This window comes from Streptomyces coeruleorubidus (genome assembly GCF_028885415.1).
In the GTDB taxonomy this organism is placed as follows: domain Bacteria; phylum Actinomycetota; class Actinomycetes; order Streptomycetales; family Streptomycetaceae; genus Streptomyces; species Streptomyces coeruleorubidus_A.
Map to the genome: position 1 here is coordinate 4,043,342 of NZ_CP118527.1, position 21,068 is coordinate 4,064,409.

Genomic DNA, 21,068 nt, shown 5'->3' on the forward strand with positions numbered 1-21,068 from the left:
GAACGCCGTGACGGTTCCGGGGTTGTGAGCTGTTGCTGGTTGATCGCGTATGAGCACGTTCTGGCGTGTGTGAGTAAGTGTCCTACCAGGCGGCGAACCGCTCGACGAGCCGAGCCATCTGCTGCTCATGCGGGCCTTCGTGGAGATCGGAGCACCCAGCAGGGCCGCCGAGCTGTTCCGGGACCTGCGGCGGCGGCTGCGCAGAGAGCTGGGCGTCGAGCCTGCTCCCGAACTCGCCGCGGTGGCGGGCCAGCCGGCCTACGGTTCGTGAGGGAGCTTTGCGGCAGGGCCGCCCACCGGGTCACAGGGGATGCCGCATCCACACGTTGGGCTCGACGTACACCGCGTACCCGCGCTCCGGCTCGCAGCGCACCGGCACCAGGGCGCCGGGCACCTCGATGTCGCCCTGGGTGTCGAAGGGCAGCCCCGTCCAGCGGCGCCAGTCCGCCAGTGAGGCGGCCACCGTCATGGACGCCGTCGCCACGGAGTCGATGGTGGCACCGGCCCGGGCGTGGACCCGCAGCCACGGGTCCTCGGGCAGGCCGTCGGGGCGGACGCGGTGGGCGTACTCCTCGATGGGCGTGTGCGGTTCCAGGTGCTTGGCGTTGGGGCGGACCGGGGCGACGACCTCCCGGAAGCCGCGCGCCCGGGCGTTGTCGCGCATGGCCGAGAGCATCACCGCGGACAGGCCACGGCCCTGGGCGTGCGGGGCGACGGAGACGGAGATCGCGCTGACGGTGTCGGTGCGGACCCCGCGGCGCAGGTCGGAGAAGGCCCACACGAGGACCGTGTCCCAGCCGTTCGCGGGCAGTCGGCCGCGGCCCTCGGCGTTCAGGGCGAACGGCACGCTGTAGGCGTTCGCGACGACCTCGCCCTGCTCGTCCTCGGCGAACAGGACGTACTGCGGGAGTTCGGTGGCGATCCGCGGGTAGTGTGCGGCACCCACGAGGTCCTGGATCGCGAACTCCGGCCAGCTGTCCGCCATCCCGACGACCCGCTCCAGCATCTCCGGGCGGTCGGCGAGGCTCGATATCTTCGGCTGCATGCGATCACGGTAGGCGTGAGGGCACCCAGCCGGAACCGAATTACCGCGTGGCACGGGCACAGGGACGACCGAGGCGATCGCGCCGCCCGTTCAGCCGCCGCACTGCTCCAGCATCATCCGCTTGTCCGCCGCCGTGACGGGAAGCTCGTACTTCAGCGACACCTGGGCGAAGCGCACCGAATAGGCGCAGCGGATCCGCTTGTTCGGCGGCAGCCAGGACGCCGGGCCGGAGTCGCCCTTCGAGCTGTTGGTGCGCCCGTCCACCGGGACGAGGTTGAGCGGGTCGTTGGCGATGGCCTCCCGCTTGTCCTCCGTCCAGCGCGAGGCGCCCATCTGCCAGTCGTAGGACAGCGGCATGACGTGGTCTATCTGGACCTGCGTCGCGCGGGACTTGGTCCACTCGATGACCTTCCCGGTGTACGGGTCGTGCAGCGTCAGCGCCATGACGACGCAGTCCGAGCCGGACCGGAAGCGAAGGTCTTCCCCGTCACGCTTCAGGAGGTCGTTGCGCGAGTCGCAGCCGTTGCGGGCGAAGGGGACGTCGGCCGGTGCCGAGTCCATCCAGGCGTAGCCGAACTCGTCCCGGTCGTAGCCCGTCCTGGGCCCGCGTCCCTTCGTCTCCACCTTCTCGATCAGGGCACGGGCCCTCGCCCTGTCCTCGACGGACGTGATCGCCGCCAGGCCCGGCTTCGTGCCGTCCGGGTTGTCCAGCGGGTTCACGGCTCGTCCGTCGCCGGCCGTAGGGACGCCGGAACCCGAGGAGCCACCGCCGTCCGCGGGCGGGGTCAGGCCTTCACAGCCGGCCAGCGCCGAACCGGCGAACATCATCGCGACAGCCACTGCCGCCCCGCCCCTCAGACGCCTCACTGTGCGCCCCTCCCCTGCTCGCCTGTTCCGCCACCGCACGGGCGGTCTGTGCCTGTCCCCACGGTAGCGAGGAAGAGGTACAGACCACACCAGGCCTGAACGGGCATTCCTCGCATGCCACGCGTATCGTCGATTTTGAGCCAACTCCGGAAGGAGCTCTGAATGGGCATCTTCGACAAGTTCAAGAGCCAGGCGCGGAGCAAGGGCAAGAAGGGCTCCGACTCCGCGGAACAGAAGATGAACGAGAGGACCGGCGGCAAGTACGAGGACCAGATCGACGCCGGGCAGCAGCGGGCAGAGGGATCGCTCGGCATGGACCGCGACCGCGAACGGCCCGACCAGAGTTAAGGCCTCCGAACCTCAGAGGCCGTCCGCGGAGAGGCAACCAAGACGCGCCTCCTGCGGGCGGCTTCGCATGCCCGACGGCGGCTGGGGGGACACGGATGAGCCTGCGGCGGCCCGAGCGGGCCTTCACGCCCGCGCCGGATCAGACCTTGCCTATCCCCAACGTCGTCTCCTGGGGCAGCAGACCCGACGCCAGGACCGCGACCCAGAAGTCGCCCAGCAGTCCGGCGAGACGGTCGACGCCATCCGGGCCGAGCAACTGCCAGGGCCCGGCGGCAAGTTGGTCGGTGTGCCGCTCCACTCGGTCACGCAGCGCGCGGCCCGCTTCCGTGGCCCCGCCGTCCGTGTCGACCAGGCCCCTGCCGGCCAGGCGGTCGCGCGCGGCAGCCCATTCCTCCGAGCTCCACCCACGGCTCTCGAAGCGCTCCACCGACGCGGCGCCTATCGCGGCGAAGGAGACGAGCGCCTCCACCGGATCCAGGCCGGCCACGAGCAGGGTCGCGAGGTGGCCGTCGCCGCGGTGCTCGCGCAGGATCGTCGCCGCGTGCCACAACTGCAGGTGCGGGGCCCGCGGCCAGTCGAGCGCGGCGTTGGCCGCGGCGAGCGGACGGCCGGCCGGGTCCGCCGCCTCGGCCGCACGACGGGCGAGCGCGGCGGCTTCCGCCAGTGCGGGGCTGTCCACCTGGTCGCCGAACAGGGCACGGTAGGCCCGGTCGACCGCCCGCGTCCGCGCTTCGAGGACCGCCTCCGGGCTCGCGACCCGCCACGCCGGCTCGACGTACTCGGCGACCATGCGAGGACTGAAGCTGTAGAAGGCCGAGGCCACCCGCTCCGGACCGGGTCCCCCCAACGGGGCGGCGCGGTAGGGGAAGTAGCTCGGCCAGCGCTCCCGGGTGCCGTACCCGAGGGCGGCCGCCTCCTCGAAGGCCTCCGGCGCGTAGTACAGCACCGCGTGCAGGGGCTCCAGCAGGTGCCACATCTGCCGCACGCGGGTCGGCTCCACGCTGCCGTCCCGCGTCACCGCGTCTCCGTCGATCTCGCCGACATGCTCCGGCATCACATACCTCCACACACTCGCGTCCGGTCCCGTCGCACTCGACCGCCGCCACTTCCGCCGCGTCGCGTTCGGCCCAGGCACTCAACTTGACACTGACAAGATTGCTCCGGCGACCCCGAACTTGTCAATGCCTAGATTCGGCGTACGCTCCTGACCATGAGCTCCAGCAAGGCATCAGCGACGGAGAAGGGCCCCGGCGGCCGCCCGTACCACCACGGCGACCTGCGCCGTGCCATCCTCACCGCCGCCCTCGACGCGATCGCGGCGGACGGTCCGTCCGGGCTGAGTCTGCGCGACCTCGCCCGCCGCGCGGGCGTCTCGCACGCCGCGCCCGCCCACCACTTCAAGGACCGCGCCGGACTGCTCACGGCGATCGCCGCCGAGGGCTTCGGGCTGCTCGCGACCACGCTCAGGGCGGCGGCGGACCTGGAGGAGGCGGGTGTGCGCTACGTACGTTTCACGCGTGAGCATCCGGCGCACTTCCAGGTGATGTTCGCGCCCGAGCTGCTGCGCACCGGCGACCTGGAACTGACCACGGCGCGCGCCCTCGCCTCGGACGCCCTGCGCGAGGCCGTCACGGCGGTGCCCCCGGAAGGCCGCGGCACCGACGCGCGACTCGCCGGCATCGCCGCCTGGTCCCTGGCCCACGGCTTCGCCACGCTGCTGCTCAGTCACAACCTGGACGACCCGGTGGGTGAGCAGGACCCCGAGGAGGTGTTCCGCAAGCTGGCGGGGATGCTGTTCCGCCACGCCGAGTAGCCGTCGCTCGCCGCCCTCGCGCCATACGGGCATGGCCTCGGCACTCGCGCTTGACCTTGACACTGACGTCAGGGTCCGACGATCCCCGCATGGCATCCCCACCCTCCTCCGCGTCCCCATCCCCGTCCCCGTACCCGAAGGCCCAGCGAGAGGCCCAGCGAGAGCCCCGGCGAGAGACCTCGCGCACCGTGCTCGTCACCGGCGCCGGTACCGGCATCGGCCGTGCCACCGCCCACGCGTTCGCCGACGCGGGGGCACACGTCGTGGCGGTGGGCCGCCGCGAGGCGCCCCTCGCCGGGACCGCCGCTCACGACCCGGCCCGCATCGGCCCGCTCGTCGCCGACATCACGGCCGCCGACGGCCCCGAGAGCATCGTCCGTGCGGCGCTGGACCGGCACGGCCGTATCGATGTGCTCGTGAACAACGCGGGCATCGTCAACACGCAGTCCCTGCGCACCTACACGCGTGCCGCCCTCCAGCCCCAGCTCGCGACGAACCTCCTCGCTCCCGTCCTGCTCGTGCAGGCCGCGCTCCCGGCTCTGGAGGACAGCCGGGGCGTGATCGTGAACGTGACGACGTCCGTCGGGCAGCGCGCCTGGCCGGGCAACTCCCTGTACGCGGCCGGTAAGGCGGCCCTGGAGGTGCTCACACGCAGTTGGGCGGTCGAGCTCGCCCCGCTGGGGATCCGGGTCGCCGCCGTGGCGCCGGGCGCGATCGACACACCGATCGGCGAACACGCGGGCGCCACCCCCGAGCAGCAGGCCGCGATCCGCGCGTGGCAGCTCGAGCACACGCCGCTCGGCCGGGTCGGACGCCCCGAGGAGGTGGCGTGGGCGATCACACAACTGGCATCCCCGCAGGCCTCGTTCGTCACCGGCGTGGTGCTTCCGGTGGACGGCGGCGCGGTGGTCGCATGAGACTGACGCGCATGGCGGAACCACGTATGCGGATCGGTGAACTCGCCGAGGCGACCGGCACGACGCCGCGTGCCCTGCGTCACTACGAGCAGGCGGGGCTCATCACCTCCGCACGCGCCGCGAACGGCTATCGCCTGTACGACGCCGGCACGGCCGTCCGCGTCCGCAACGTCCGCCGTCTGCTGGACGTGGGTCTGACGCTCGACGACGTACGGGTGTTCCTGCCGTGCCTGGACGGCGACGTCACGGCCGGGCCCGCCTCCGAGGAGGCGCTCCGGGTCGCCGCCGGCCGTCTCGCGGTGCTGGACGCGCGCATCGCCGCGCAGGTCGCGGTCCGCGACCGGCTGGCGGCGGCACTGCGCGAGGCCACCGGCGCACGCGTGCGACCGGTGGCCTGACAGAGCCCCGGCGGGACTGGGTCAGGAGCCCAGCACCGACGTCAGGAACTCCCCGACCCACGCCAGCAGATCCCGCCCGACCAGCGGCTTCCCGCCGACCTTCGCGGTCTTCGGGCGCGGCACCAGCACCTGGTGCACCGCCGGCTTGATGACGACCCCGGGGTACAGCCGCTTGACCCGCAGCTCCTGCGACTCGCGCAACTCCACGGGCGCGAAGCGGATGTTGGTGCCCTGGAGCACGATCTCGCCGACGCCGCACGCCCGCGCGAGCATCCGCAGACCGGCCACGAGCAGCAGGTTCTCCACGGGTTCGGGCAGCTTGCCGTAGCGGTCGACGAGTTCCTCGCGTACGGCCTTGATGTCCTCCTCCGTGTTGGCGGAGGCGATGGCGCGGTAGGCCTGGAGCCTGAGCCGCTCGCCCGGCGCGTAGTCGTGCGGGACGTGCGCGTCGACGGGCAGCTCGATCTTGACCTCGAGCGGCGGCTCCTCCTCGATCTCGCCGGTCTCCAGCTGGCGCCGGTAGTCGGCGACGGCCTCGCCGACCATCCGTACGTACAGGTCGAAGCCGACGCCCGCGATGTGGCCGGACTGCTCGCCGCCGAGCAGGTTGCCCGCGCCGCGGATCTCCAGGTCCTTCATCGCCACGTACATGCCGGCGCCCATCTCCGTGTGCTGGGCGATGGTCGCGAGCCGCTCGTGCGCGGTCTCGGTCAGCGGCTTCTCCGGCGGGTAGAGGAAGTACGCGTAGCCGCGCTCGCGGCCACGACCCACCCGGCCGCGCAGCTGGTGCAGCTGGGACAGGCCGAAGGTGTCGCCGCGCTCCACGATGAGGGTGTTGGCGTTGGAGATGTCGATGCCGGATTCCACGATGGTCGTGGACACCAGCACGTCGAACTTCTTCTCCCAGAAGTCGACCACGACCTGTTCCAGCGCCTGCTCGGACATCTGGCCGTGGGCGGTGGCGATGCGCGCCTCGGGGACGATCTCGCGCAGCCGGGCGGCGGCCCGGTCGATCGACTCGACGCGGTTGTGGATGTAGAAGACCTGGCCCTCGCGCAGCAGTTCGCGGCGGATGGCGGCGCCGATCTGCTTCTCCTCGTAGGGGCCGACGAAGGTCAGCACCGGGTGCCGTTCCTCCGGAGGCGTCGTGATCGTGGACATCTCGCGGATGCCGGTCACCGCCATCTCCAGCGTCCTGGGGATCGGGGTGGCGGACATGGTCAGCACGTCGACGTTCGCGCGGAGCTTCTTCAGCTGTTCCTTGTGCTCGACACCGAAGCGCTGTTCCTCGTCGACGATGACCAGGCCCAGGTCCTTGAACTTGGTCTCCGACGAGAACAGGCGGTGGGTGCCGATGACGATGTCCACCGAGCCCTCGCGCAGGCCCTCCAGGACGGTCTTGGCCTCGGTGTCGGTCTGGAAGCGGGACAGCGCCTTCACCTTCACGGGGAACTGCGCGTACCGCTCGCTGAACGTCCCGAAGTGCTGCTGCACGAGCAGCGTCGTGGGCACCAGGACGGCCACCTGCTTGCCGTCCTGGACGGCCTTGAAGGCGGCCCGGACCGCGATCTCGGTCTTGCCGTAGCCGACGTCGCCGCAGATCAGGCGGTCCATCGGGACCGACTTCTCCATGTCGTCCTTGACCTCGGCGATGGTGGTGAGCTGGTCGGGCGTCTCCGCGTAGGGGAAGGCGTCCTCCAGCTCGCGCTGCCAGGGGGTGTCCGACCCGAAGGCGTGGCCGGGGGCTGCCATGCGCGCGCTGTACAGCTTGATCAGGTCGGCCGCGATCTCCTTGACGGCCTTCTTCGCGCGGGCCTTGGTCTTCGTCCAGTCGGCGCCGCCGAGGCGGTGCAGGGTGGGGGCCTCGCCGCCGACGTACTTGGTGATCTGCTCCAGCTGGTCGGTGGGGATGTAGAGGCGGTCGCCGGGCTGGCCGCGCTTGGCGGGCGCGTACTCGACGACCAGGTACTCGCGGGTGGCGCCCTGCACGGTGCGCTGCACCATCTCGATGTAGCGGCCGACGCCGTGCTGCTCGTGGACGATGTAGTCGCCCGGCTCCAGGGTGAGCGGGTCGATGGTCTTGCGGCGGCGGGCCGGCATCCGGGCGCCGTCGCGGCCCGCCGCCCGCTGGCCCGTCAGGTCCGTCTCGGTCAGTACGGCGAGTTGGAGGGCCGGGTCGACGAAGCCGTGCTCGATCGAGCCGCACGCCACGTGCACGACCGACGGGGAGATCTCGGCCAGGTCGGCGTCCATGCGGGCGGCGATGCCCTCGCCGCCCAGCACCTCGACCGTACGGGCCGCGGGGCCGTGGGCCTCGGTGACGAACACCGTGCGCCAGCCGTCGGCGAGCCAGCCCTTGGTGTCGGCGAGGGCCTTGGCGGTGTCGCCGCGGTAGGTCTCCGGGGCGTGCATGCCGAGCTTGAGGGTGTCCGCGTCGAGCTCTTCGTCCGCGGCGAAGGGCGACACCGACCACCACATCATGTCCAGCTCGCGGGCCCGGTCCCGGACGTCGGCGATGGACCACAGGGAGGCCGCGCCGACGTCGATGGGCGCCTCGCCGCCACCGGCGGTGGCCGCCCAGGAGGCCTGCAGGAACTCCTGCGACGTGGCCACCAGGTCCGACGCGCGCGTGCGGACCCGCTCCGGGTCGCACACGACGGCCATGGCGCCCTTGGGCAGCACGTCGAGCAGCAGCTCCATGTCGTCGACCAGGACGGGGGCGAGGGACTCCATGCCCTCCACCGCGATCCCCTCGGCGATCTTGCCGAGCAGTTCGCCGAGCTCGGGGTGCTCCTCGGCGAGGGCACGCGCACGCGCGCGGACGTCCTCGGTGAGCAGCAGCTCGCGGCACGGCGGCGCCCACAGGCCGTGCTCGGCGACTTCGAGGGAGCGCTGGTCGGCGACCTTGAAGTAGCGGATCTCCTCGACGTCGTCGCCCCAGAACTCGATGCGCAGGGGGTGTTCCTCGGTGGGCGGGAACACGTCGAGGATGCCGCCGCGGACGGCGAACTCGCCGCGCTTCTCCACGAGCTCCACGCGCGCGTACGCGGCGGCCGCGAGGGCCTCGACGATCTCGCCGAGGTCGGCGCTCTGCCCCGTCCTCAGGGAGACCGGCTCCAGGTCGCCGAGGCCCTTGACCTGCGGCTGGAGCACGGACCGGACGGGCGCGACGACGACGGAGACCGGGCCGGTCTCGGGGTCGTCGGGGCGGGGGTGGGCCAGGCGGCGCAGCACGGCCAGGCGGCGGCCGACGGTGTCGCTGCGGGGGCTGAGCCGCTCGTGCGGGAGCGTCTCCCAGGACGGGTACTCCACGACCCCCTCCGGCGGGAGGAGGGAGCGCAGGGCCGCGGCCAGGTCCTCCGCTTCGCGGCCCGTCGCCGTCACCGCCAGCACCGGGCGGCCCGTGTCGCGGGCCAGGGCGGCGACCGCGAAGGGGCGGGCCGCAGGGGGGCCGACCAGGTCGACGTGCATGCGGTTGCCGTCTGCGGCCGCGTTGATCGCTTCCGCGAGGGCGGCGTCCTTGACTACGGCGTCGAGCAGACCGTGCAGGCTCATTCGGGGCTTTTTCCGTCCAGAGGTGGGCAGGGGTGGGCAACACGACGGGCCCGACACGCGCCGCGGGCCGGGGGTCTCCAGCGTACGACGACGCGCGCCCGCGCGGCGGGGCTGTGGACAACGCCCGATCTCCGCGAGGCCCGCCCGGCCGCCTGCCCCCGTATGCAGCCGGGCAGGAACGGAACCAGCCGCCCAATCTTCACAACTTCACCTCCACCCGTTGATTTCGCCACGGCATGATCGGTCCGGTCTCCCGAGCGGTACCCCCACCCGTAAGGCCCGGCATGCCCGCCCCCGCCCTCCAGGTCCCAGAGGCCCACATACCGACGCCGGTCGCCCCTTCCCGCGGCGACCGGCACCCGGATCGCGCGCGGTGGGACCCCTGGATCCTCGCCGCCGTCCTCTTCGCCGCCTACGCGGCCGTCTCCGTCGGCCGCTACCGGCACATGACGACCCTCTCCTGGGACCTGGGCATCTTCGAGCAGGTGGTGCGCGCGTACGCGCATCTGCGGGCGCCGGTGTCCGACCTCAAGGGGCCGGGGTTCGACATCCTGGGTGACCATTTCAGCCCGGTGACGGCCCTGCTCGCGCCGGCGTACCGGCTGTTTCCCTCGCCGGTCACGCTGCTGGTCGCCCAGGCCGCGCTCTTCGCCCTGTCCGCCGTACCGGTCACCCGCGCCGCCGCCCGGCTCCTCGGCCGTCGCCGCGGTCTCGCCCTCGGCCTCGCCTACGGACTGTCCTGGGGCGTGCAGCGCGCCGTCGACTTCGACTTCCACGAGATCTGCTTCGCCGTCCCGCTGATCGCCTTCTCCCTGGAGGCCCTGCTCGCGGACCGCCGGGGCGCGGCCCTGTGCTGGGCGCTGCCCCTGGTGCTGGTGAAGGAGGACCTGGGGCTGACGCTGGCCGCGATCGCGCTCGTCGTCGCCTGGCGGGCGCGCGGCTCGTCGCCGCGGACGGTTCCGTACGCGCTCGGTGCCGCCGTGTTCGGCGTGGCGGCGATGCTGCTCGTCCTCACGGTGGTCATCCCGTCGTTCAACACCGCCGGGACCTACGACTACTGGAACAAGGTCAGCGAGTCGGGCAGCCCCGTCGACGGCCTGGACACCAAGCTCCGCACCCTCGCCTGGCTGCTGATCCCCACCACCGGGCTGCTCGCCCTGCGTTCCCCGCTGCTGCTGGTGGCCCTGCCGACGCTCGGCTGGCGCTTCCTGTCCGGCGACGACCACTACTGGGGCACGGACTGGCACTACAGCGCGGTCCTGATGCCGGTCGTCTTCCTCGCCCTCGCCGACGCCCTCACGGCCGCGCGCCACAGCCCGCGCCCGTGGCTGAGCTCGTACGCCGCCCAGCTGCCGGCCGCCGTCGCCGCCGCGGCCCTGGCTCTGACCACGTCGCTGCCGCTGGCGCAGCTCACGGAGGCCGGTATCTACCGCGAGCCCGCCGCGGTGTCCGGCGTCGAACGGCTCCTGGCGCGGATCCCCGACGGCGCCACCGTCGAGGCCAACGTCGGCCCGATCAGCCGCCTGACCTCGCGCTGCCGGGTCTTCTGGCTCGGCAACACCCAGGGCGTCACCCCGCAGTACATCGCCCTGGAGAACATCGACGGCACGTACCGCGACCCGGTGGGCTACGCCGGGGACCTGCACCCCGGCGCCGAGTACGCCGTCGCGGGCAAGGCGGGCGGGTACGTGGTCCTGGAGCGGCTGACGGCGAGCTGACACCGGATGCTCACACCCTGTCGAGCACCGAGCCCGCCCCGGAGGCGGAAACCTCCGGGGCGGGCCCGTCCCCCGCAACCCCCGTGTGCGGTGGTCCTTGGCCGGCTACTCCGTCGCGATGGCGTTCAGGACGTTCATCCGGCCCGCCCGGAACGCCGGGATGAGGGCGGCGAACAGCCCCACGAACGCCGAGGCGATGAAGACGCCGGTGATCGTCGGCCAGGGGATCTCCAGGACCTCCAGACCCTCCAGGGCGAGGAGCTGCTGTGCGGTGGCGCCCCAGCCCATGCCCAGTCCGAGGCCCAGGAGGGCGCCGAAGAGGGCGATGACGACCGACTCCATGCGGATCATGCGGCGCAGCTGACGGCGGGAGAGGCCGATCGCCCGCATCAGGCCGATCTCCCGGGTGCGCTCCACCACCGACAGGGCCAGGGTGTTCACCACGCCCAGGATGGCGACGATGATCGCCAGGGCCAGCAGGCCGTAGATCATGTTGAGCAGCTGGCCGATCTGGTCCTTCAGGGCCTCCTTGTAGTCGGTCTGGTCGCGCACGGTGTACTGCGGGTAGTCGTGCAGCGCCGACTTCAGGGACTTGTAGGCGGCGTCCTGCTGCCCGTCCTTGGCGCTGGCGAAGAGCACCGAGTCCAGCGGCATCTTGTCGGCCGGGACGTACTTGGCCATGGTCGAGATGGAGGTGTACATCGCGCCCGCGTCGATCACGACGTCACTGCTGGTGATCGCCCGGACGGTCAGGTCGGCCGTGGAGCCGCCCTTGAAGGCGACCTTGATCTTGGAGCCGAGGCTGATGCCGTGGTCCTTGGCGAACTTCTCGTGCACGGACATCGAGTCGGGCTTGTAGGCGTCGGGCAGCTTGCCGGCGACCACCTCGGTGCGCAGGTCGGTCGCGTACGACGGGTCGGCCGCCGTGATCGCCGTCTTCTTGAGCGTCTTGCCGTCAGGGGTGGTGAAGTCGGCCTGGGTCCACTTGTACTCCGTGACCCGCTCCAGGTCCGACGACGACTTCACGGCCTTGACCGCCTGCGGGGTGATCAGCTGGCCGCTGTCGGACTGGATGATGAAGTCCGTGCCCACGGTCTTGTCGAGTTGGTCGGTGGCGGACGCCACCATGGAGGAGCCGACCACGGACAGGCACGCCACCAGGGCGAGACCGATCATCAGCGCGGCGCCCGTCGCGCCGGTGCGGCGCGGGTTGCGCAGGGCGTTGCGCTCGGCCATGCGGCCGACCGGGCCGAACATGCGCAGCAGGACGGCGCCGAGGACGCGGACCACACCGCCGGCGAGCAGCGGGCCGATGACGACGAAGCCGATCAGCGACAGCACCACGCCGAGGCCGAGCCACAGCGAGCCCTCCTGTGCCTTGTCGGCCGCCGCCGTCAAGTAGAGGCAGAAGACGCCGGCGCCGGTGAGGACCGTGCCGATCACGCCGCGGATCCAGCCGGCCTTGGCGTCCGCGGGGACTCCCGCGTCGCGCAGTGCGGCCATCGGGGAGATCTTGCCGGCCCGCCGGGCGGGCAGGTAGGCGGCCAGGACGGTGACGACCACGCCGAGGACGAGGCCGACCACCGGGGTCGTCCAGGCCACCGTCAGGTCGTCGGTGGACAGCTCCATGCCCATCTGGCCCATGAGCTTCATCAGGCCGACCGCGAGGCCGACGCCCCCGGCCACGCCGAGCACCGATCCGACGACGCCGAGCAGCAGCGCCTCGGCCAGCACGGAGCGGTTGACCTGCTTGCGGGAGGAGCCGATCGCCCGCATCAGGCCGATCTCCCGGGTGCGCTGGGCGACCAGCATGGAGAAGGTGTTGATGATCAGGAAGATGCCGACGAGGAAGGCGATCCCGGCGAAGCCGAGCATCGCGTACTTCATGACGTTCATGAAGCCCGCGACGTCCTTCTGGTTGGCGTCGGCGGTCTCCTTGGCGGTCTTCACCTGGAAGTCGGCGCCGAGCTCGGCCGTGACGTTCTTCTTCAGCTGCGCGTCGCTGACGCCGGTGGCCGCGGTGACGTTGACGTTGGTGTAGACGCCGGTCTCACCGACCAGGGTCTGCTGGGCGGTCTTGGTGTCGAGGTAGAAGATCGCGGCGCCGGGGTTGGTGACGGTGAAGTCGGCGATGCCGGAGATCTTCGCCTTGTGGGTGCCGACCGCGCTGATCACGCCGATCTCGTCACCGAGCTTCAGGTCCTGCTTGTCGGCGGTGTCGGCGTCGACCATGATCTGGTCGGCGCTCTTGGGTGCCGCACCTGAGGTGATCTCCATGGTGCGGGCTTCGTTGGCGTTCCAGCTGCCGACGATGGTCGGGGCGCCGCTGGAAGGCGACAGGTTGTCCTTGTCGGCGTCGACGACCGTCACCGACGTCGAGAACACCGCGCCCTCGGCGGACTTCACACCGTCGGCCTTGCGCACCTCGCCCAGCACGGAGGCCGGCATGACCGGCGGCTTGCCGTTGTCGGCGGTCGTCTCACCGCTGTCGGAGGCGCCCTTGGCGCTCACGGTCACGTCCGAGGAGGCGGCCGCGAAGAGCTTGTCGAACGTCGTGGACATGGTGTCCGTGAAGACGAGCGTCCCGCAGACGAAGCCCACCGACAGCAGGACGGCGATCGCCGACAGCGCCATGCGTCCCTTGTGCGCGAAGAAGTTGCGCATGGAGGTCTTCATGACGGTCATGACGTGCGCCCCCGGGCGTCGAAGTCCTTCATCCGGTCCAGGACGGCCTCCGCGGTCGGCTTGAACATCTCGTCGACGATGCGGCCGTCGGCGAGGTACAGCACACGGTCCGCGTAACTGGCGGCGACCGGGTCGTGGGTGACCATCACGATGGTCTGGCCCAGCTCGTCCACGGACCGGCGCAGGAAGCCGAGGACCTCGGCGCCGGCGCGCGAGTCGAGGTTTCCGGTCGGCTCGTCCCCGAAGATGATCTCGGGCCGGGCCGCCAGCGCCCGCGCCACGGCGACGCGCTGCTGCTGGCCGCCGGACAGCTGGGTGGGCCGGTGCTTGAGACGGTCGGCGAGCCCGACGGTCTCCACGACCCGCGTCAGCCACTGCTTGTCCGGCTTGCGGCCCGCGATGTCCATGGGCAGCGTGATGTTCTCGATGGCGTTGAGCGTCGGCAGCAGGTTGAACGCCTGGAAGATGAACCCGATCCGGTCCCGGCGCAGTTGCGTGAGCTTCTTGTCCTTCAGGCCGGTGATCTCGGTCTCGTCGAGGTAGATCTGCCCGCTGGTGACGGTGTCGAGCCCGGCGAGGCAGTGCATGAGCGTGGACTTGCCGGACCCCGAGGGGCCCATGATCGCGGTGAACTGGCCGCGTGCGATGTCCACGTCGACGTGGTCGAGGGCGACGACACGGGTCTCACCGGACCCGTACGCCTTCACGACCTGCCGCGCCCGCGCGGCAACGGCCGTACGCCCTCCAGTGCCCCCGTGCCTGGGAATGGTCACAGCCGAAGTCACGGTATGTCTCCTATATCGGTCAGCAGATGGTGAAGGCGGTCGCCTGGTCGACAGCCGCGGTATGCGTTGCCGGACCACTGGGTCCGTCCGACGCGTTTCAGTCTCGCGGCGGGGAGGGGTCCCGCGCCCTGGTGCTCAGCGCAGTCTTTCCCTGTGGAAAACCCCACCCCCGCCGGTGTGCCAAACCGCCCCCCGGCGGCATAAAGCCAGGTTAAGGACCGACCCCTGCGCGTCTCGTCCTCCGCCGGTACGAACCCTCCCCAGGTCGTAGTACGGAGGTACCCCTAGGGGCAGTCCACCGAAGGGTGGAGACCGTCTCAGGGTTCGCTCCACCCGTCGGCCCATCAAGGCTCCACCCTCCCGCGACGTCAGGGTCAAGTGGGAAGCTGTCCGGGTAGCAGGTAGGTGCAAGGGGCAGGCAAAGCGACGGTACCCGTGGCGCAGGCGCGGCCGGGGCGAGGGGGAGGAAATCCGGGGTGGGCAGCACCAGTTCCGCGGCACGTGAGACCGCACGTCCCGCCACGACCGGCCGGCGGGGCGCTGTCGTCGCCGCCCTCATGCTCTCGATGGCGCTGGCGGCGCTCGACGCCACCATCGTCTCGACCGCCGTCCCGCAGATCGTCGGGGACCTCGGCGGCTTCTCCGTCTTCTCCTGGCTGTTCTCCGGCTATCTGCTGGCCGTGACCGTCACCCTGCCCGTCTACGGCAAGCTCTCCGACACCTTCGGCCGCAAACCGGTCCTCGTCGCGGGCTCGGTGGTCTTCCTCGTCGGCTCCCTGCTGTGCGCGCTGGCCTGGAACATGGGGGCGCTCATCGCGTTCCGCGTCGTGCAGGGTCTGGGCGGCGGCGCGCTCCAGGGCACCGTGCAGACGCTCGCCGCCGACCTCTACCCGCTGAAGGACCGCCCCAGGATCCAGTCGAAGCTGTCCACGGTGTGGGCGGTCTCGGCGGTCGCCGGCCCGGGTCTGGGCGGCGTGCTCGCCGCCTACGCGGACTGGCGCTGGATCTTCCTGGTCAACCTGCCGATCGGCGCGGTCGCGTTGTGGCTGATCGTCCGTCACCTCCACGAGCCGCAGCGGGAAACCGGCACGCACGCGCGCGTGGACTGGGCGGGCGCCCTCGCCGTGTTCGCCTGTGGCGGTGTTCTGCTCACGGCCCTGGTGCAGGGCGGGGTGGCGTGGCCGTGGCTGTCGGCGCCCTCACTCGCCCTGTTCGGTACGGGACTCGCCCTGGTCGCGGTCGTGGTGCTGGTGGAGCGCCGGGCGGCGGAGCCGATCATCCCGGGCTGGGTGTGGCGGCGCCGTACGATCGCCGCGGTCAATCTGGCCCTGGGCGCGCTGGGTCTGCTGATGGTCGCGCCGGCGGTGTTCCTGCCCACCTACGCGCAGTCGGTGCTGGGCCTCGCGCCCGTGGCCGCCGGATTCGTGCTGTCCGTATGGACGTTGAGCTGGCCCATATCGGCGGCGCTGAGCCAGCACGTGTACCGCAGGATCGGCTTCCGCAACACGGCGATGCTGGGCATCGGAGCGGCCGCGCTGATCCTGTTCGCGTTCCCGTTCCTGCCCTACCCCGGGCAGGCCTGGCAGCCGACCCTGCTGATGCTGCTCCTCGGCGCCGCGCTGGGCCTGTTCCAGTTGCCGCTCATCGTCGGTGTGCAGTCGACGGTGGGGTGGGCGGAGCGCGGTACGACGACCGCGTCCGTGCTGTTCTGCCGGCAGACCGGCCAGACGGTCGGCGCGGCGGTCTTCGGCGCTGTCGCCAACGGGGTGCTGGCCGCCCGGCTCGGCGGCGCGAGCGACCTCGACTCGGTGACCCGGGCCCTCGCCTCGGGCACCGCGCCCGAGGCGACCCGGCGGGCGATCGCCGACGCGGTGCACGCGGTCTACCTGGGCGCCTCCTGCGCGGCGGCACTGGCGTTCCTGGTGCTGCTGTTCCTGGCGCCCAGGAAATTCCCTGTGCTCAAGGACTGACCGTCCGTACCCTCCGGTCCATGCTGACTCTGGAACGGCTGCGCGCCGATCACGCCGATGCCCTGCTGGCCTTCGAGCGGGAGAACCGAGCGTACTTCGCGCGCACGGTCCCGGACCGCGGGGACGCCTACTTCACACCGGCCGGGTTCGCCGAACGCCACCGGGCGCTCCTGGAAGAGCAGCACGCGCGCGTGTGCCACTTCCATGTCCTCCTGGAGGATGACGTGCTGATCGGCCGGGTGAACCTGATGGACGCGGCGGACGGCAGCGCCGAACTCGGCTACCGCATCGGCGAGCGCGCCGCGGGCCGGGGCGTGGCGACGGCCGCCGTCGCGCAGATGTGCCGACTGGCCGCCGCCGAGTACGGGCTGACGTCCCTCACCGCGAAGACGACCCTGGACAATCCCGCCTCCATGAAGGTCCTGGCCCGCAACGGCTTCACGCCCGTCGGGGACACGACCCTGAACGGCCGCCCCGGAGTCCGTTACGTACGCCGCCTCGGACGACTCACCGCACGGAAAGCGGGTTAATGCGGGTAACACCCGAGGTCAGCGTAGTAAGCGCGTACCGACCGATCAGTTTGGCCAAACACTCGCGTCTGCCCGGTACCGCGAAGTAACGTGCGTGGCTCCCACCCCCACCTCCCTGCGGTCCGCCGCACCGGATCCGACCCGCGCAAGGAGCACCGGGATGTCCTACGACCCGCCGCCACCGTCCTATCCGTACCGGCCGCCGAATTCCTCACCCTCCTACGACACCTACCCCTGGATGCCGCAACAGCCGGCCGAACCGGCCCGGCGGCGCCCCCGGCGCCACGCCGCGCTCGGTCACCACAGCGACCTGCGCGTGCTGCGCAGCGCCTACCGCTGGCAGCGGCGCGTGGCCACGCTCACGGCGCTCGGCTACTTCGTCGTGTTCCTGATCCTGTCGGCGTTCGCACCGTCGTTCATGACGAGCACCGTCACCGACGGCCTGCCCACCGGCCTGCTGCTCGCGCTCGTCCAGGTCCCCGTGACCTGGCTGGCGATCGCCCTGTACGAGCAGACGGCCCGCCGCCGCGTCGACCCCCTCGCGGACCGGATACGCAAGCAGGCCGAACTGGACGCCAGGCGGGAGGGAACGCGGTGACCACCGAGTTCAGCGGCAACGCCCAGTCGATGTCCCTGGTCGGCTTCACCGCCGTCGCCACGATCACCCTGCTGCTGTGCGTGATGACGGGCCCGGACCGGGACGACCTCGACGAGTTCTACACCGGCTACAGCTCGCTGTCCCCCATGCGCAACGGCCTGGCGATCGCCGGCGACTACATCTCCGCCGCGACCGTCCTCGGCACGGGCGGCGTGATCGCCCTGTTCGGCTACGACGGGACCGTACTGGCCCTCAGTACGGCGCTGTCCCTGATGCTGCTGATGTTCCTGCTGGCCGAACCGCTGCGCAACGCGGGCCGGTTCACCATGGGCGACGCGCTGACCCGCCGTATGCCGGGACGCGGCGTCCGTATCGCGGCCTGCGCGGTGACCCTGGCGGCGCTGCTGCCGCTGATGGTCGTGCAGTTGGCGGGGACCGGGCAGCTGATGGCGTTCGTCCTCGGCTTCTCCGGCGAGTCGTTGCAGACGGGCTGCATCATCGGCGTGGGCGCGCTGATGATCAGTTACGCGGCGATCGGCGGGATGAAGGGCACCGCCCTGATCCAGATCCTGAAGATCGTTATGCTGCTCGGCTCCGGCATGGTGATCGCGATGCTGATCCTGCACCGGTTCGACTGGGATCCGGGCGCCCTGTTCAACGCGGCCGCCGGCAACAGCGGCGTGGGCTCGGCGTTCCTCTCCTCGGGCCTGCAGTTCGCGGGCGGCCCCAGCCCCGGCCTGGACATGATCACCTCGCAACTGACGGTGGTGCTCGGCGGTGCCGTCCTGCCGCACGTCACCATGCGCATGTACACCGCCTCCAGTGCCCGGCAGGTGCGGCGGTCGATGTCCTGGGCCGTGTCCAGCGTGGCGCTGTTCGTGCTCGTCATCACGGTCGTCGGGTTCGGCGCGACGGCCCTGGTCGGGCGGGCGGTGATCGCGCAGGTGGACCCGCAGGGCAACACGGCCTATCTGCTGGGCTCCCAGGCGGCGTTCGGCCCGGACGTGTCGACGGCGGAGACGTTCCTGTTCACGACCGTCACCACGGCGGTGTTCCTCACGCTGCTCGCCTCGGTCGCCGGGATGATCCTCGCCTGCGCCAACTCCCTCGCGCACGACGTGTTCGCGGCCCGGGTGCGGGAGATGTCACCGCGCCGCGAGATGACGGTGGCCCGGGTCTCGGCGCTGGCGGTGGGCATCCCGGCGATCCTCCTGGCCACGCTCGTGCAGCATCGCAGCCTGCAACCCCTGGTGACGCTGTCCTTCTGCCTGGGCGCATCGGCCATCGCCCCCGCGCTGGTCTACAGCCTCTTCTGGCGCCGCTACACCCGGACGGGCCTGCTCAGCACCCTCATCGGCGGCTCGCTGGCCGTCCTGCTGCTGATGCCGGGCACCAACCTGGTCTCCGGCTCGCCCGTCTCCGCCTTCCCCGACGCCGACTTCAACTGGTTCCCGTTCACCACCACGGGTCTGCTCTCCATACCCCTGGGCTTCGCCTGCGGCTGGCTGGGCACGATGGCCTCCGGTCGCCGCAAGTCGGAGGAACAACGCCACCAGTACGAGGCGGTGGAGGGCTGGATCCTGGCGGGCGCGGTACGCAGGGATCGCTGACGCGGAGGGCACGGTGGCGGCGGCCCGCCGTGCCAGGCCACGCCCAGGGGCGGCTGGGGCGCGTGAGTCCAGGAGACCGCGACACGAAGGCCCAGTACGGCCGCCGACCGTGGACACCGGCGTCGGCGTCGCCCTCGCCGGAGACACGACGGCATCCCGCCGTCACCCGTCAGGCACGACCTCGCGCGACGGGCCCAGCCGCAGCGGGAGCGTGGCTCGGCGGAAGCGCGGCGCGGCAGGCGCGGCAGGCGCGGCAGGCGCGGCAGGCGCAAGCCTGACGCAGCCGAAGCACGGCGCGAGCCTGACGCGGCAGGAGCCAGCCTGACGCAGCTGAAACACGGCGCGAGCGCGGCACGGCACGGCAAGCGCGAGCCTGGCACGGCCGAAACACGGCGCAGAAGCGGCAGGCTCCGTCGCCTCGTACGGCGGCGACGTACGGCGATCGGCCGGTGGCGACGCGCGGCGATCGACCGGTGGCCGGTCGCGGAGCCACCGCGCGGCGATCGAGCCGCCGACCACGACACCAACCCACGGCGATCGACCAGCAGCCGGCCACGACACCGACCCGCAGCCGCTGTCACCCGCCGCCCCCCACTCCCACCCACACCGCACGCCTCGCCTCACTCCGCCGCCGCACGCCCCGCCCACGCCGTCAGGTCGGCGTGCACGCGGTCGATGTGTGCCCGGGCGTCGTCCCCGCGCTCGGCGTGCTCGCGCAGTACTCGTTCCGTCTCCTGCTCGACGGAGTCCGCGTGGCTGCGGGCCCGGGCGAGCAACTCCGCGGCGCACGCGGCTGCCTCTTCCTGCCGGTGCCGGGTCGAGTCCTCGGCGTCGGCGAAGGACTGCTCGGCCTCGGACAGCGCGCTCTCGGCGCCTGCCACCGCCTCCGCGTGGTGGGCGTCCAGCGCGGCCGCCCGGGCGGCATCCTCCCGCTCCAGCTCCGCCCACCGCTCGGCGTGCTCCTTGGCCTGCTCGGCCAGCATTCCGGAGGTGCGCTGCCGCATCTCCCGCAACGCGGCCAGCGCCTCGCCCCGCTGCTCCCGCACCTCACGATCGGCCGCGGCCCGGATCTCGTCGGCCTCGGCGCGCGCCGCGAGCAGCCGCTGCCGGGCACGTTCGTCGGCGTCGGCGCGTACGGCATCGGCGTACGCCTGCGCGGACTCGCGCACGCCGACCGCGGACGCGCACGCCCCGTCGACGAGTTCACGCGCCTCCCACCGCGCCCCTTCCCTTACGGCCGCGGCTTCCTCCTGGCCGAGTTCGAAGAGACGCCTCGCCCGCTCCCCGAGCGACTCGTAGGTCTGCGGGACCAGCCGTGCGACGACCTCCCGCAACTGCTCCAGTTCCGCGTCCATGTGCCGGGCGAGCACCGTCAGCCGGGCGGCCCTCTCCCAGGCCGCGTCACGGTCCTCGGAGAGGGCCTCGGCGAACTCGTCGACCTGTTCGGGACGGTAACCGCGCCCCCGCACGGCCAGGAAGCCGTGCGGGGACACCGATGCGCTGCTCATGCTGGGGCCCCTCTCCACCACGCCGACGCGCGATCGAGCACGAAATGGGATGATTTCGCGCACATCTTGGTGGATCAGACGGAAGTGTTCATAACGCGACACTCCGCACAGAGGTCACAGAGGTCACAGAGGTCACGGCCCCCGGCCCGGCCGTACGGCCGTCAGCCCCACGTGGTGCCCGCGGGCTCCTTGATGGTCGTGTTGATGCGGTTGAACATGTTCGTCACCGCGACGGTGAGGATCAGCGCGGAGATCTCCTTCTCGTCGAAGTGATCGGCCACCTCGTCCCACAGCGCGTCCGGAACCGACTCCCCCGACAGATCCGAGAGCCGCGTCATCGCCTCCGTCAGCCTCAGCGCGGCGCGCTCGGCGTCCGAGAAGAAGGGCGCGTGCCGCCAGGCCGCGACGGCCGCGATGCGCTCCTCGCTCACCCCGGCCTTGCGGAGGTTGGCCGTGTGCCCGTGCACGCAGGCACCGCAGCCGTTGATCTGACTGGCCCGCAGCCCGACGATCTCCGCCACGTCCTGCCCAAGGCCGCCCTCCCCGATCGCCTGGAAGAGGGTGCCGATGCCCTTCATCGCACCGGGAAGGACGTACGCCGGGTTGGTCATCCGTGCCTGCATGATCTCTGCCTCCTGCGTCGGCGTTGAATCGCTGTCACCGCACTGACGGAGCGGCGGAGGAAGATGTGACAGCCCGGCATGAAAAAGCCGGGCCCGGC

17 protein-coding genes and 1 pseudogene are annotated in these 21,068 nt (G+C 71.6%); 10 read left to right on the forward strand and 8 right to left on the reverse strand.

From position 1 onward, the window contains the following. Positions 1-106: 106 nt before the first annotated feature. Positions 107-271: pseudogene (locus PV963_RS18665) on the forward strand (BTAD domain-containing putative transcriptional regulator); the annotation flags it as partial. Between the two features lie 30 nt (positions 272-301). Here the strand turns inward: PV963_RS18665 and PV963_RS18670 are convergent. Together PV963_RS18670 and PV963_RS18675 are read right to left on the reverse strand one after the other, a co-directional pair. Further along, positions 302-1,045, reverse strand: a complete 744-nt coding sequence (locus PV963_RS18670) for an N-acetyltransferase (RefSeq protein WP_274816870.1) — start codon at positions 1,043-1,045, stop codon at positions 302-304. 90 nt (positions 1,046-1,135) lie between these two features. Then, complete coding sequence (locus PV963_RS18675) at positions 1,136-1,873, reverse strand: HNH endonuclease family protein (protein WP_274822054.1); 738 nt, start codon at positions 1,871-1,873, stop codon at positions 1,136-1,138. A 201-nt stretch (positions 1,874-2,074) separates the two neighbouring features. On the opposite strand from PV963_RS18675, the gene PV963_RS18680 reads away from it, so the two are divergent. Next, positions 2,075-2,260, forward strand: coding sequence for an antitoxin (locus tag PV963_RS18680; protein ID WP_274816871.1), 186 nt, complete (start codon positions 2,075-2,077; stop codon positions 2,258-2,260). 139 nt (positions 2,261-2,399) lie between these two features. On the opposite strand, the gene PV963_RS18685 is transcribed toward PV963_RS18680, so the two are convergent. After that, positions 2,400-3,314, reverse strand: a complete 915-nt coding sequence (locus PV963_RS18685; RefSeq protein ID WP_274816872.1) for an SCO6745 family protein — start codon at positions 3,312-3,314, stop codon at positions 2,400-2,402. Positions 3,315-3,470: 156 nt separating this feature from the next. Between PV963_RS18685 and PV963_RS18690 the strand changes: the two genes are divergently transcribed. From PV963_RS18690 to PV963_RS18700, 3 genes are all read left to right on the forward strand, one after another. After that, positions 3,471-4,073 (forward strand): TetR/AcrR family transcriptional regulator, encoded by a 603-nt coding sequence (locus PV963_RS18690; protein ID WP_274816873.1) that lies wholly within the window; start codon positions 3,471-3,473, stop codon positions 4,071-4,073. 89 nt (positions 4,074-4,162) lie between these two features. Beyond that, positions 4,163-4,990 carry an SDR family NAD(P)-dependent oxidoreductase gene (locus PV963_RS18695; RefSeq protein ID WP_274816874.1) on the forward strand — a complete coding sequence of 276 codons (828 nt, stop codon included), beginning with the start codon at positions 4,163-4,165 and terminating at the stop codon, positions 4,988-4,990. 26 nt (positions 4,991-5,016) lie between these two features. Then, a complete protein-coding gene (locus PV963_RS18700; RefSeq protein ID WP_274822055.1) occupies positions 5,017-5,388 on the forward strand; it encodes a MerR family transcriptional regulator in 372 nt (123 codons plus the stop codon). 21 nt (positions 5,389-5,409) lie between these two features. Here PV963_RS18700 and mfd read toward each other — a convergent pair whose 3' ends face one another. Beyond that, positions 5,410-8,943: a transcription-repair coupling factor gene (mfd, locus tag PV963_RS18705; RefSeq protein ID WP_274816875.1), complete on the reverse strand. Its 3,534-nt coding sequence runs from the start codon at positions 8,941-8,943 to the stop codon at positions 5,410-5,412. A 284-nt stretch (positions 8,944-9,227) separates the two neighbouring features. Here mfd and PV963_RS18710 point away from each other — a divergent pair, with 284 nt between their 5' ends. Further along, on the forward strand, positions 9,228-10,661 hold the full coding sequence (locus tag PV963_RS18710; protein ID WP_274816876.1) for a DUF2079 domain-containing protein: 1,434 nt from the start codon (positions 9,228-9,230) through the stop codon (positions 10,659-10,661). A gap of 105 nt (positions 10,662-10,766) precedes the next feature. Here PV963_RS18710 and PV963_RS18715 read toward each other — a convergent pair whose 3' ends face one another. Further along, a complete protein-coding gene (locus PV963_RS18715; RefSeq protein WP_274816877.1) occupies positions 10,767-13,346 on the reverse strand; it encodes an ABC transporter permease in 2,580 nt (859 codons plus the stop codon). Further along, positions 13,343-14,131 carry an ABC transporter ATP-binding protein gene (locus PV963_RS18720; protein WP_274816878.1) on the reverse strand — a complete coding sequence of 263 codons (789 nt, stop codon included), beginning with the start codon at positions 14,129-14,131 and terminating at the stop codon, positions 13,343-13,345. The genes PV963_RS18715 and PV963_RS18720 overlap by 4 nt, the downstream gene beginning before the upstream one ends. 476 nt (positions 14,132-14,607) lie before the next feature. Between PV963_RS18720 and PV963_RS18725 the strand changes: the two genes are divergently transcribed. The 4 genes from PV963_RS18725 to PV963_RS18740 all read left to right on the forward strand — a co-directional run bounded on the left by PV963_RS18725 (position 14,608) and on the right by PV963_RS18740 (position 18,839). Beyond that, positions 14,608-16,101 (forward strand): MFS transporter, encoded by a 1,494-nt coding sequence (locus PV963_RS18725; RefSeq protein WP_274816879.1) that lies wholly within the window; start codon positions 14,608-14,610, stop codon positions 16,099-16,101. Between the two features lie 20 nt (positions 16,102-16,121). After that, positions 16,122-16,631, forward strand: coding sequence for a GNAT family N-acetyltransferase (locus PV963_RS18730; protein ID WP_274816880.1), 510 nt, complete (start codon positions 16,122-16,124; stop codon positions 16,629-16,631). A 160-nt stretch (positions 16,632-16,791) separates the two neighbouring features. Further along, positions 16,792-17,229, forward strand: coding sequence for a DUF485 domain-containing protein (locus PV963_RS18735; protein ID WP_274816881.1), 438 nt, complete (start codon positions 16,792-16,794; stop codon positions 17,227-17,229). Continuing rightward, positions 17,226-18,839 (forward strand): cation acetate symporter, encoded by a 1,614-nt coding sequence (locus PV963_RS18740; RefSeq protein WP_274816882.1) that lies wholly within the window; start codon positions 17,226-17,228, stop codon positions 18,837-18,839. Before PV963_RS18735 ends, PV963_RS18740 begins: the two co-directional genes overlap by 4 nt. Before the next feature lie 620 nt (positions 18,840-19,459). On the opposite strand, the gene PV963_RS18745 is transcribed toward PV963_RS18740, so the two are convergent. Both PV963_RS18745 and PV963_RS18750 read right to left on the reverse strand, forming a co-directional pair. After that, on the reverse strand, positions 19,460-20,347 hold the full coding sequence (locus tag PV963_RS18745; RefSeq protein ID WP_274816883.1) for a cellulose-binding protein: 888 nt from the start codon (positions 20,345-20,347) through the stop codon (positions 19,460-19,462). Positions 20,348-20,508: 161 nt separating this feature from the next. Next, positions 20,509-20,970, reverse strand: coding sequence for a carboxymuconolactone decarboxylase family protein (locus PV963_RS18750; protein WP_274816884.1), 462 nt, complete (start codon positions 20,968-20,970; stop codon positions 20,509-20,511). Positions 20,971-21,068 lie beyond the last annotated feature (98 nt).

What these genes read in the sequence shown, in the direction of transcription:
- PV963_RS18690 (WP_274816873.1), top strand. Translation starts at nt 3,471, where the DNA reads ATGAGCTCCAGCAAGGCATCAGCGACGGAGAAGGGCCCCGGCGGCCGC.
- mfd (WP_274816875.1), bottom strand. Translation starts at nt 8,943, where the DNA reads ATGAGCCTGCACGGTCTGCTCGACGCCGTAGTCAAGGACGCCGCCCTC.
- PV963_RS18715 (WP_274816877.1), bottom strand. Translation starts at nt 13,346, where the DNA reads ATGACCGTCATGAAGACCTCCATGCGCAACTTCTTCGCGCACAAGGGA.
- PV963_RS18730 (WP_274816880.1), top strand. Translation starts at nt 16,122, where the DNA reads ATGCTGACTCTGGAACGGCTGCGCGCCGATCACGCCGATGCCCTGCTG.
- PV963_RS18710 (WP_274816876.1), top strand. Translation starts at nt 9,228, where the DNA reads ATGCCCGCCCCCGCCCTCCAGGTCCCAGAGGCCCACATACCGACGCCG.
- PV963_RS18675 (WP_274822054.1), bottom strand. Translation starts at nt 1,873, where the DNA reads ATGATGTTCGCCGGTTCGGCGCTGGCCGGCTGTGAAGGCCTGACCCCG.
- PV963_RS18670 (WP_274816870.1), bottom strand. Translation starts at nt 1,045, where the DNA reads ATGCAGCCGAAGATATCGAGCCTCGCCGACCGCCCGGAGATGCTGGAG.
- PV963_RS18680 (WP_274816871.1), top strand. Translation starts at nt 2,075, where the DNA reads ATGGGCATCTTCGACAAGTTCAAGAGCCAGGCGCGGAGCAAGGGCAAG.
- PV963_RS18700 (WP_274822055.1), top strand. Translation starts at nt 5,017, where the DNA reads ATGCGGATCGGTGAACTCGCCGAGGCGACCGGCACGACGCCGCGTGCC.
- PV963_RS18745 (WP_274816883.1), bottom strand. Translation starts at nt 20,347, where the DNA reads ATGAGCAGCGCATCGGTGTCCCCGCACGGCTTCCTGGCCGTGCGGGGG.
- PV963_RS18685 (WP_274816872.1), bottom strand. Translation starts at nt 3,314, where the DNA reads ATGCCGGAGCATGTCGGCGAGATCGACGGAGACGCGGTGACGCGGGAC.
- PV963_RS18695 (WP_274816874.1), top strand. Translation starts at nt 4,163, where the DNA reads ATGGCATCCCCACCCTCCTCCGCGTCCCCATCCCCGTCCCCGTACCCG.
- PV963_RS18735 (WP_274816881.1), top strand. Translation starts at nt 16,792, where the DNA reads ATGTCCTACGACCCGCCGCCACCGTCCTATCCGTACCGGCCGCCGAAT.
- PV963_RS18750 (WP_274816884.1), bottom strand. Translation starts at nt 20,970, where the DNA reads ATGCAGGCACGGATGACCAACCCGGCGTACGTCCTTCCCGGTGCGATG.